At 60.1% G+C, this 9,746-nt stretch carries 10 protein-coding genes and 2 tRNA genes; 10 read left to right on the top strand and 2 right to left on the bottom strand.

Going from position 1 to position 9,746, the window contains the following annotated elements; all coding sequences use genetic code 11:
* Positions 1 to 53: 53 nt before the first annotated feature.
* From pilV to thiO, 5 genes are all read left to right on the top strand, one after another.
* Complete coding sequence (gene pilV, locus AOA59_RS27570) at positions 54 to 539, top strand: type IV pilus modification protein PilV (RefSeq protein WP_065929626.1); 486 nt, start codon at positions 54 to 56, stop codon at positions 537 to 539.
* Positions 536 to 1,243: a PilW family protein gene (locus AOA59_RS27575; protein ID WP_099489729.1), complete on the top strand. Its 708-nt coding sequence runs from the start codon at positions 536 to 538 to the stop codon at positions 1,241 to 1,243. The genes pilV and AOA59_RS27575 overlap by 4 nt, the downstream gene beginning before the upstream one ends.
* 6 nt (positions 1,244 to 1,249) lie before the next feature.
* Positions 1,250 to 1,774: a PilX N-terminal domain-containing pilus assembly protein gene (locus tag AOA59_RS27580; RefSeq protein ID WP_099489730.1), complete on the top strand. Its 525-nt coding sequence runs from the start codon at positions 1,250 to 1,252 to the stop codon at positions 1,772 to 1,774.
* 14 nt (positions 1,775 to 1,788) lie between these two features.
* Positions 1,789 to 2,190: a type IV pilin protein gene (locus tag AOA59_RS27585; protein ID WP_099489731.1), complete on the top strand. Its 402-nt coding sequence runs from the start codon at positions 1,789 to 1,791 to the stop codon at positions 2,188 to 2,190.
* A gap of 62 nt (positions 2,191 to 2,252) precedes the next feature.
* Entirely contained in the window at positions 2,253 to 3,362 is a 1,110-nt protein-coding gene (gene thiO, locus AOA59_RS27590) for a glycine oxidase ThiO (protein WP_065929717.1), read from the top strand.
* On the opposite strand, the gene AOA59_RS27595 is transcribed toward thiO, so the two are convergent.
* Together AOA59_RS27595 and AOA59_RS27600 are read right to left on the bottom strand one after the other, a co-directional pair.
* Complete coding sequence (locus AOA59_RS27595) at positions 3,349 to 3,582, bottom strand: PP0621 family protein (RefSeq protein ID WP_065929622.1); 234 nt, start codon at positions 3,580 to 3,582, stop codon at positions 3,349 to 3,351. The genes thiO and AOA59_RS27595 overlap by 14 nt on opposite strands.
* A 126-nt stretch (positions 3,583 to 3,708) precedes the next feature.
* Positions 3,709 to 4,734, bottom strand: coding sequence for an outer membrane protein assembly factor BamD (locus AOA59_RS27600; protein ID WP_017137597.1), 1,026 nt, complete (start codon positions 4,732 to 4,734; stop codon positions 3,709 to 3,711).
* A 149-nt stretch (positions 4,735 to 4,883) separates the two neighbouring features.
* Here AOA59_RS27600 and rluD point away from each other — a divergent pair, with 149 nt between their 5' ends.
* The 5 genes from rluD (at position 4,884) to AOA59_RS27625 (ending at position 9,745) form a co-directional block, all read left to right on the top strand.
* Positions 4,884 to 5,846, top strand: coding sequence for a 23S rRNA pseudouridine(1911/1915/1917) synthase RluD (gene rluD, locus AOA59_RS27605; protein ID WP_017137596.1), 963 nt, complete (start codon positions 4,884 to 4,886; stop codon positions 5,844 to 5,846).
* Positions 5,843 to 6,568: a peptidoglycan editing factor PgeF gene (gene pgeF / locus AOA59_RS27610; protein WP_099489732.1), complete on the top strand. Its 726-nt coding sequence runs from the start codon at positions 5,843 to 5,845 to the stop codon at positions 6,566 to 6,568. Before rluD ends, pgeF begins: the two co-directional genes overlap by 4 nt.
* 149 nt (positions 6,569 to 6,717) lie before the next feature.
* Positions 6,718 to 9,282: an ATP-dependent chaperone ClpB gene (clpB, locus tag AOA59_RS27615; protein WP_099489733.1), complete on the top strand. Its 2,565-nt coding sequence runs from the start codon at positions 6,718 to 6,720 to the stop codon at positions 9,280 to 9,282.
* Between the two features lie 303 nt (positions 9,283 to 9,585).
* A tRNA-Asn gene (locus AOA59_RS27620) sits at positions 9,586 to 9,661 on the top strand.
* Positions 9,662 to 9,671: 10 nt separating this feature from the next.
* Positions 9,672 to 9,745 (top strand) — tRNA-Pro (locus AOA59_RS27625).
* Position 9,746 lies beyond the last annotated feature (1 nt).

The following is a 9,746-nucleotide window of genomic DNA, read 5'->3' on the forward strand; positions in this document are numbered from 1 at the left end:
TACAGCAGTGCTGCGCTGCTTTTTTTTGGCCTTCGACACGGATGACGACGGTAATGCTTGCCTGCCCGAACAGACTTTTTCCCTGCGCACTGCCTCGACAACAAACCGGTATGACCTTGATCGAAGTGTTGGTGGCGGTGCTGATTCTCGCCATCGGGTTGCTGGGCGCCGCAATGACCCAGCTCAATGCACTCAAGTACACCGACAGTGCAAGGATGACCAGCCAGGCCAGTTTCATTGCCTACGATATGCTCGATCGAATCCGCGCCAACTCAGGCGCCGACTACGCATGGGCACTCATGCAAAGCGCTCCCGCCAATACCCCGACGGCCAGCGTGCGGGACCTGGACCTGCATGACTTCGAGGCCAATATCATCGGCTTCGGCGGCGAGGATGCCAAAGGCTCGGTGGTGATCAGCGGTGGCGAGGTAACCGTGAGCATCAGTTGGGATGACTCCCGTGGGGCGAATACTCGTGGGGCGCGGGAAACCTTCACCCTCACCAGCCGCATTGACGGCGAACCGCAGGCGCCCCAATGAGACGCTCTGTGCGTGGTTTCAGCCTGGTGGAGATGTTGCTCGCACTGGCGGTCGGGTTGCTGCTGGTACTGGGTGTCAGCCAGGTGGCGATAAGCGCTCGCGCGACTCACGCCAGCCAACAGGCCGCCATGGTGCTGCAGGATGATGCGCGGTTTGTGCTGGGCAAGATGATCCAGGATATTCGCCAGACAGGCATGTTCGGGTGCCTGGCGACAGCCTCTATCGACAACGCACCGCCAGCCTTTTATCGACCTCTCGGCTGGGACTCTGCAGGCAGCGCCTGGTCGCTGACGCTGGTCACTGCCGAGGTTGCAGGCGAGGGCGGCACGCCAGACTGGACGGTGCTCTCTGACTGCCTCGGCACGGCCCAGGCCTACGCGGGGAGTTCACCGCCACCGATGCCGGGGCAGATCCGCTTTGCGCTGCGCCAACTCACCTACACCTATGAAACCGGGCAACTGAAGGTCAGTACCCCTGCGGCGCCGGCCAAGTCGGTGCTGTTGGACAACGTGCAGGCCTTCGACATCAGTTTCGGCGTGGCAGGCAAGCCAGGTTCGCCTCAGGTAGCGCGCTATGAATCCCGACCGGCGGATGAATCGCTGATCCGCAGCGTACGCCTGCGCATCACGTTGCAAGACCCGACCGGGCGCGTGAAAGATCAGGCCTACAGCGTGGTAGCAGCCTTGCGAAACCGGCTGGGGTAGGTCGGCATGTTCAATCATCACGATGTTTTTGCGCGGCAAACCGGCATGGTTTTGCTGATCAGCCTGGTGTTTCTGCTGATGCTGTCACTGATCGGCCTGGCATCAATGCAAGGGGCGGTGTCCCAACAAAAGATTACCGGCAGCGTTTGGCATCGAAACCAATCCTTCCAAAGCGCCGAAAGTGGCCTGCGGTTGGGGGAGTCGGTGATCCGACGGGCCGGCGCGACATTGCCGATGTGTCGGGCAATCACCACCTGTGCGCCGCCGATGGAATCGGCGCGGGTGGTGGCGGCAGGCACACACCCTGTTTCGGCGGTCACTTGGGTTGCCCTGAAGGGCGGGCTATATGGCGTGCAATCCCTGGGAGTGGGCTTGGCGCTGGCGGGTTTGCCTGCCGGAACACCGGCCGCGTTGTACCGCGTGACCGCAGTTGGGAGCAGTGGCCAGGTGCGCACGGTGCTGGAGGCGGTCTATGCACAGGCAGAGGGAGGCCTGAACGTTCATCGAGTTCTATGGCGACAACTTCAATAGTAAGGAGCATATCAATGGGCAAGGATTGCCAAGGTTTTACCCTGATCGAGTTACTGGGCACGGTCGCCATCATCGCGTTTTTGGCCGGGATTGCTTACCCCGCGTATACCGGGCAGGTGAAAAAAGCCTACCGCGCGCAGATCGTTGCACTGCTGACTGAGCAGGCGCAGCACCTCGAGCGTTTTTACACGCGCCACGGCACTTTTATTGATGCAGGCGGCGCCAGTGCTGGCAATGATCACTATAGAATCAGCACTGCGTTGAGCCCCGAGGCATTTACCCTGGTCGCCTCGCCTGCAGTGGGCGCCATGATGGCGAATGACCCTTGCGGTGAGTTCAGCTTGTCCAGCACCGGCGTACGCAGTAATCCGGGCGCGATACCTGAAATGTCGCGCCTTGCGTGCTGGGGGCAATGATGAGAGTGCTGGATGAATGGGCGCCGGGTGCGCTTTTCCCTTTTTATCGGCTGGATCAAATGATGGCTAAGCAACAGCAAGTGGTGATTGTGGGTGGCGGTGTTATCGGCTTGTTGACCGCGTTCAACCTCGCCACCGAGGGGCAGTCCGTGGTGCTGCTGGAGCGCTCCAGGCTGGGGCAGGAGTCTTCCTGGGCGGGTGGCGGTATCGTTTCGCCGCTGTACCCATGGCGCTACAGCCCGGCGGTCACCGCACTGGCCCATTGGTCGCAGGATTTTTACCCGCAGTTGGCACAGCGACTGTTTGCGGCCACCGGGGTTGATCCAGAGGTTCACACCACCGGCCTTTACTGGCTGGACCTGGAAGATGAAGCCCAGGCGTTGGCCTGGGCTGCCCGTGAAGGCCGGCCGTTGAGCAAGGTGGATGTGTCGGCCGCCCATGACGCCGTGCCGGTGCTGGGTGGTGGGTATTCCCAGGCGATCTTCATGGCGGACGTGGCCAACGTACGTAACCCGCGTCTGGTCAAATCCCTCAAGGCCGCGCTGTTGGCGTTACCGGGCGTGACCCTTCATGAGCAGTGCGAAGTGGAGGGGTTTGTGATTGAAGGTGGCGACGTCGTGGGTGTGAACACCCCGGCGGGGCCAGTCCTGGGCGACCAGGTGGTGCTGGCGGCGGGTGCCTGGAGCGGCGAAATACTCGGCAAGCTGGGCCTGTCGCTGCCGGTGGAGCCGGTCAAAGGCCAAATGATTTTGTATAAATGTGCGTCGGATTTTTTGTCGAGCATGGTGCTGGCCAAGGGGCGCTATGCGATCCCACGGCGTGACGGGCACATTCTGATCGGCAGCACGCTGGAGCACGAAGGGTTCGACAAGACCCCGACCGACTCTGCCCTGGAAAGCCTGAAGGCGTCGGCGGTGGAATTGATTCCCGCGCTGGCAGATGCCGAGGTCGTAGGCCACTGGGCCGGTTTGCGCCCCGGTTCACCGGAAGGTATCCCTTACATCGGTGAAGTACCCGGTTTCAAAGGGCTTTGGCTCAATTGCGGGCATTATCGCAATGGGCTGGTACTCGCGCCGGCATCCTGCCAACTGTTTGCTGACTTGCTGCTGGGCCGTACCCCGGTTATCGACCCGGCGCCGTATGCGCCCGCCGGTCGGATCAACGCTGGATAGACTTCGGCCCTTGTTCCAGGTGCGCTTGGGTGCAGTACCACGCCTGCCGTGAACTGAGTGCGCGGTCCTGCGGCAGGTGCACGCCGCAGTGGGCGCAGCGCACCATCATGGCCGCGCCCGGCTCAGCGGAGCGTTGCTGTTTGGCCGCCGGGCTTTTGAATTTGCGCCAGAACCATACCGCGGCAGCAATGACGGCAATCCAGAACAGTAGACGAAGCATGATGGGCAGTTTCTCGACAGGGAATGCGCCAGTTTAGCCAAGCGCGTGGCAAGCGCACAGTGCAATAACAAGGCGCCCACAAAAAAGGAGCCTCGAGAGGCTCCTTCTTGATGACGCTGTGTGCAATCAGTCAAACACGCCGAAGGTCATGTAGCTGAACCACGAACGGTCTTCATTGTTGCCCAGGGCCTGCGGTGCTTCTTCTTCGATCACGTCGCCATTGGCGTCATGCGGCTTGAGCTCCGAAGGAATGGCTTCCTTGGCGTCCTGGAACTGCTTCATCACGTCCTGGTTGGCGCGGGTTTCGCCCGGCGGCAGCGGTGGACGGGAACTGATCAGGCCCAGGGTGTATTTGCTCAACCACGAACGGTTGTCTGCTTCAGCTACCCGAGGCACGAACTGGCCGTCTTTCAGGCTTGGGGAGTCCGGGTAGTTGAGCTTCAGGGTTTCCAGGCTGGTGGTTGCCAATGCATCCAGGTGCAAGGCCTGGTAAGCCTGGGTCATCACCGCCAGGCCATCACCCACGGATGGGGTTTCCTGGAAGTTCTCAACTACATAACGGCCACGGTTGGCGGCAGCTACATACGCCTGACGGGTCAGGTAGTAGTCGGCCACGTGAATCTCGTAGGAGGCCAGCAGGTTGCGCAGGTAGATCATGCGCTGCTTGGCGTCCGGCGAGTAGCGGCTGTTGGGGTAGCGGCTGGTGAGCTGGGCGAACTCGTTGAAGGAGTCGCGGGCAGCACCAGGGTCACGCTTGGTCATGTCCAGCGGCAGGAAGCGCGCCAGCAGGCCAACGTCCTGGTCGAACGAGGTCAGGCCCTTCATGTAGTAGGCGTAGTCCACGTTCGGGTGCTGAGGGTGCAGCCGGATAAAACGCTCGGCGGCGGACTTGGCAGCTTCCGGCTCCGCGTTCTTGTAGTTGGCGTAGATCAGCTCAAGCTGTGCCTGGTCGGCGTAGCGCCCGAACGGATAGCGCGACTCCAGGGCCTTCAGCTTGGCTGTGGCACTGGTGTAGCTATTATTGTCCAAGTCTTTTTGAGCTAATTGATACAGCTCGACTTCGCTCAGGTTTTCGTCGACGACTTCCTTTGTTGACGAGCAAGCAGCAGTCATGGCGAGGATGGCGATCAGCAGCAGGTGTTTCACTTGCATGGCGGCTTGCGTCCCTATGACGGCCGCTGTCTTGGGCGGGGCCGTCCTGTTATGATGAGCGCCCCGTTGAAAGCCTCGGGGCAAAAGACGCCGTATTTAACCACAAGCGCGCAGCCGAAACCAAAGGCTGTGCCACGCCTAGTCTGAGCATGTCCGATAAAATTGAACTTCGCGCAGAGGTGCCGTCCGAATTGGGCGGCCAACGCCTCGATCAAGTCGCCGCACAATTATTCGCTGAGCACTCGCGCTCGCGCCTTTCCGCCTGGATCAAAGACGGCCGCCTGACTGTGGATGGAGCGGTTATCCGCCCGCGAGACATAGTCCATGGCGGTGCGATTCTTGAGCTGACTGCCGAGCAGGAAGCCCAGGGAGAATGGGTCGCCCAAGACATCGAGCTGGATATCGTCTATGAAGATGATGACATCCTGGTCATCAACAAACCTGCAGGCCTGGTGGTTCACCCGGCGGTCGGGCACGCTGATGGCACTTTGCTTAATGCCTTGTTGCACCACGTGCCGGACATCGTCAACGTGCCGCGCTGCGGCATCGTGCACCGCCTGGACAAGGACACCACCGGCTTGATGGTGGTGGCCAAGACCATTCAGGCGCAGACGCAGTTGGTCACACAATTGCAGGCCCGCAGTGTCAGCCGGATCTACGAATGCATCGTGATCGGCGTGGTGGTGGCGGGTGGCAAGATCAACGCCCCGATCGGCCGCCACGGCCAGCAGCGCCAGCGTATGGCGGTGATGGAAGGCGGCAAGCCGGCCGTCAGCCACTACCGTGTGCTCGAACGTTTTCGCTCTCACACGCATGTGCGGGTGAAGCTGGAAACCGGCCGCACGCACCAGATTCGCGTGCATATGGCGCACATCAACTTCCCGTTGGTCGGAGATCCGGCCTACGGTGGTCGCTTCCGTATTCCGCCAGCGGCCAGCCAGACCATGGTTGAATCGCTGAAAACCTTCCCGCGCCAGGCACTGCATGCACGTTTCCTGGAACTGGATCATCCGACGAGCGGTAAGCGGATGAGCTGGGAATCGCCTCTACCGGACGATCTGGTCTGGTTGTTGTCGTTGCTCAAGCAGGATCGCGAGGCATTTGTCGGGTGAATGACTGGCTGATTCCTGACTGGCCCGCGCCGTCGGGAGTCAAAGCTTGCGTCACCACCCGTGCGGGCGGCGTCAGTCCGGCGCCGTTCGACAGCCTTAATCTGGGTGATCATGTTGAGGACAGTCTCGAGGCTGTCCTTGAGAACCGCCGCCGCCTCACCGATGCTTTCTCTATCCAGCCTGCCTGGTTACGCCAGGTTCATGGGGTAACAGTGGTGGAGGCTGACCCTTCGCGTATCGCTGAAGCCGATGCCAGTTGGACCAGCACTCCCGGCGTCGCCTGCACCTCGATGACCGCCGATTGCCTGCCCGCGTTGTTCTGCAACCGCGGCGGTACCCGTGTGGCGGCTGCCCATGCCGGTTGGCGCGGGCTGGCGGCCGGTGTATTGGAAGCTGCCTTCGAAAGCTTGAATGCCGAACCCGACGAAGTACTTGTCTGGCTGGGCCCGGCCATTGGCCCGCAAGCCTTTGAAGTCGGGCCCGAAGTGCGTGAAGCCTTCATGCAGCAACTGCCAGCCACGGCCGAGGCCTTTGCACCCAGCCATAACCCCGGCAAGTACCTGGCCGATATCTACCAGCTGGCGCGCCTGCGCCTGGCCGCGCGCGGTGTGACTGCTGTATATGGTGGTGGTTTATGCACCGTCACCGACCCACGCTTCTTTTCCTACCGGCGCAGCCCGCGCACCGGTCGGTTCGCCTCCCTTATCTGGCTTGAGCGCTAGACTCTCCTGACTTGGATCAATGCTGATCCACATCAACGATCAGCTGCTTGAATCTTGCAGAATCCCCCCCATCTATAAGGGTATCTGGCAGGTTTCTTCATTCAGGATGTGTATTTCTAGCTCCGGCCTGCTCAAAAGGAAGGTGACTAATGCGTATTGATCGTTTAACCAGCAAATTGCAGTTGGCACTCTCGGACTCCCAATCCCTGGCGGTCGGCCTCGACCACCCGGCGATTGAGCCTGCGCACTTGATGCAGGCGCTTCTGGAACAGCAAGGTGGTTCTATCAAGCCCTTGTTGATGCAGGTGGGCTTTGACGTCAACAGCCTGCGCAAAGAGTTGAGCAAAGAGCTCGACCAACTGCCGAAAATCCAAAACCCTACCGGCGACGTGAATATGTCGCAGGATCTGGCGCGCCTGCTTAACCAGGCCGATCGTCTGGCCCAGCAGAAAGGTGACCAGTTCATCTCCAGCGAACTGGTGCTGCTCGCCGCGATGGACGACAACAGCAAGCTTGGCAAATTGTTGCTGGGCCAGGGCGTGAGCAAAAAAGCCCTGGAAAACGCCATTAATAACCTGCGTGGCGGCGAGGCGGTGAATGACCCCAACCATGAGGAGTCGCGCCAGGCCCTGGACAAATACACCGTCGACCTGACCAAGCGCGCCGAAGAAGGCAAGCTGGACCCGGTGATTGGCCGTGACGACGAAATTCGGCGCACCATCCAGGTGTTGCAGCGTCGCACCAAGAACAACCCGGTACTGATCGGTGAGCCCGGCGTGGGTAAGACCGCGATTGCCGAGGGCCTGGCCCAGCGCATCATCAATGGTGAAGTGCCGGACGGCCTTAAAGGCAAGCGCCTGTTGTCCCTGGACATGGGGTCGCTGATCGCCGGTGCCAAGTTCCGTGGCGAGTTCGAAGAGCGCCTCAAATCCCTGCTTAATGAACTGTCGAAGCAGGAAGGGCAGATCATTCTGTTTATCGACGAGCTGCACACCATGGTCGGCGCCGGTAAAGGCGAAGGCTCGATGGATGCCGGCAACATGCTCAAGCCTGCGTTGGCGCGCGGTGAGCTGCATTGCGTGGGTGCGACCACGCTCAACGAATACCGTCAGTACATTGAAAAGGATGCGGCCCTTGAGCGGCGCTTCCAGAAAGTATTGGTGGAAGAACCCAGCGAAGAAGACACCATCGCCATCCTGCGTGGCCTCAAAGAGCGGTATGAGGTGCACCACAAGGTGGCGATCACTGACGGCGCGATCATCGCGGCGGCCAAACTGAGCCATCGCTATATCACCGACCGCCAGTTGCCGGACAAGGCCATCGACCTGATCGACGAAGCGGCCAGCCGCATTCGCATGGAGATCGACTCCAAGCCGGAAGTGCTCGATCGTCTGGACCGACGCCTGATTCAGCTGAAAGTTGAATCCCAGGCGCTTAAGAAAGAAGAGGACGACGCAGCGAAAAAACGCCTGGAAAAACTTCAGGAAGAAATCCTGCGCCTGGAGCGTGAGTATGCGGACCTCGAAGAAATCTGGACCTCGGAAAAAGCCGAAGTGCAGGGTTCTGCGCAGATCCAGCAAAAGATCGAGCAGTCCCGCCAGGAGCTGGAAGCAGCACGTCGTAAAGGCGACCTGAACCGCATGGCCGAGTTGCAGTACGGGGTGATCCCGGACCTGGAGCGCAGCCTGCAAATGGTCGACCAGCACGGCAAGCCCGAGAACCAACTGCTGCGCAGCAAAGTGACCGAGGAGGAAATTGCTGAAGTCGTCTCCAAGTGGACCGGCATTCCTGTGTCGAAAATGCTTGAAGGCGAGCGCGACAAGCTGCTGAAGATGGAAAGCCTGCTGCACCAGCGTGTGATTGGCCAGGAAGAGGCCGTGGTAGCGGTCTCCAACGCGGTACGGCGTTCGCGGGCGGGTTTGTCCGACCCTAATCGCCCGAGCGGCTCGTTCATGTTCCTCGGCCCAACCGGCGTGGGTAAGACCGAGCTGTGCAAGGCATTGGCCGAATTCCTCTTTGATACTGAAGAGGCCATGGTACGCATCGATATGTCCGAATTCATGGAGAAACATTCGGTGGCGCGCTTGATCGGTGCTCCTCCAGGCTATGTGGGCTATGAAGAAGGCGGTTACCTGACCGAAGCCGTGCGTCGCAAGCCTTACTCGGTGATCCTGCTGGATGAGGTCGAGAAGGCCCACCCGGATGTGTTCAACATCTTGCTGCAGGTGCTGGAAGATGGCCGGTTGACGGACAGCCACGGGCGTACGGTGGACTTTCGCAATACGGTGATCGTGATGACCTCCAACCTGGGCTCGGCGCAGATCCAGGAGCTGGTCGGTGATCGTGAGGCCCAGCGCGCGGCGGTGATGGACGCGCTGACGTCGCACTTCCGCCCGGAATTCATCAACCGGGTCGATGAAGTGGTGATCTTCGAGCCTCTGGCGCGGGATCAGATTGCGGGTATTACCGAGATCCAGTTGGGCCGCCTGCGTAGCCGCCTGGCCGAGCGCGAGCTTGACCTGGAGCTGAGCAGCGAGGCGTTGGACAAGTTGATCGCGGTGGGTTACGACCCGGTGTATGGCGCACGGCCTCTGAAACGTGCGATTCAGCGCTGGATCGAGAACCCGCTGGCGCAGTTGATCCTGTCGGGCAGCTTCATGCCGGGGACCAGCGTGGCGGCCACGGTGGAAAACGACGAAATCGTCTTCCACTAAGCCCAGCCTGTATGGCGATAAGAGGAGGCCCCGCATTGCGGGGCCTTTTTTTTCGTTAGGGCGTTGAACTGTAAGGCAAAGGCTTGTAAAGTGCGCCCCGCAGCAACGTCAGCCCACGGGTTTCTTCTCCCCAAGAAGAAATCAGAAACAAGCGCAAATCATTGTCTTAAAAGCAATTTAAAGGGTTGACAGGGGTTTTTAAGATTGTAGAATAGCGCGCCTCAGAGACGTGAACGTAGCGATACGGGCAAGCCGATGAGAAGGTTGTAAAGCAGTAGAAGTTGTACATTTGAAATATGTAGTTCCGTGATAGCTCAGTCGGTAGAGCAAATGACTGTTAATCATTGGGTCCCAGGTTCGAGTCCTGGTCACGGAGCCAATTTCAAAACCGGGGTATAGCGCAGTCCGGTAGCGCGCCTGCTTTGGGAGCAGGATGTCAGGAGTTCGAATCCCCTTACCCCGAC

Source organism: Pseudomonas sp. 2822-15 (assembly GCF_002742515.1).
In the GTDB taxonomy this organism is placed as follows: Bacteria; Pseudomonadota; Gammaproteobacteria; order Pseudomonadales; family Pseudomonadaceae; genus Aquipseudomonas; species Aquipseudomonas salomonii.

What these genes read in the sequence shown, in the direction of transcription:
- pilV (WP_065929626.1), top strand. Translation starts at nt 54, where the DNA reads ATGCTTGCCTGCCCGAACAGACTTTTTCCCTGCGCACTGCCTCGACAA.
- AOA59_RS27575 (WP_099489729.1), top strand. Translation starts at nt 536, where the DNA reads ATGAGACGCTCTGTGCGTGGTTTCAGCCTGGTGGAGATGTTGCTCGCA.
- AOA59_RS27580 (WP_099489730.1), top strand. Translation starts at nt 1,250, where the DNA reads ATGTTCAATCATCACGATGTTTTTGCGCGGCAAACCGGCATGGTTTTG.
- AOA59_RS27585 (WP_099489731.1), top strand. Translation starts at nt 1,789, where the DNA reads ATGGGCAAGGATTGCCAAGGTTTTACCCTGATCGAGTTACTGGGCACG.
- thiO (WP_065929717.1), top strand. Translation starts at nt 2,253, where the DNA reads ATGGCTAAGCAACAGCAAGTGGTGATTGTGGGTGGCGGTGTTATCGGC.
- AOA59_RS27595 (WP_065929622.1), bottom strand. Translation starts at nt 3,582, where the DNA reads ATGCTTCGTCTACTGTTCTGGATTGCCGTCATTGCTGCCGCGGTATGG.
- AOA59_RS27600 (WP_017137597.1), bottom strand. Translation starts at nt 4,734, where the DNA reads ATGCAAGTGAAACACCTGCTGCTGATCGCCATCCTCGCCATGACTGCT.
- rluD (WP_017137596.1), top strand. Translation starts at nt 4,884, where the DNA reads ATGTCCGATAAAATTGAACTTCGCGCAGAGGTGCCGTCCGAATTGGGC.
- clpB (WP_099489733.1), top strand. Translation starts at nt 6,718, where the DNA reads ATGCGTATTGATCGTTTAACCAGCAAATTGCAGTTGGCACTCTCGGAC.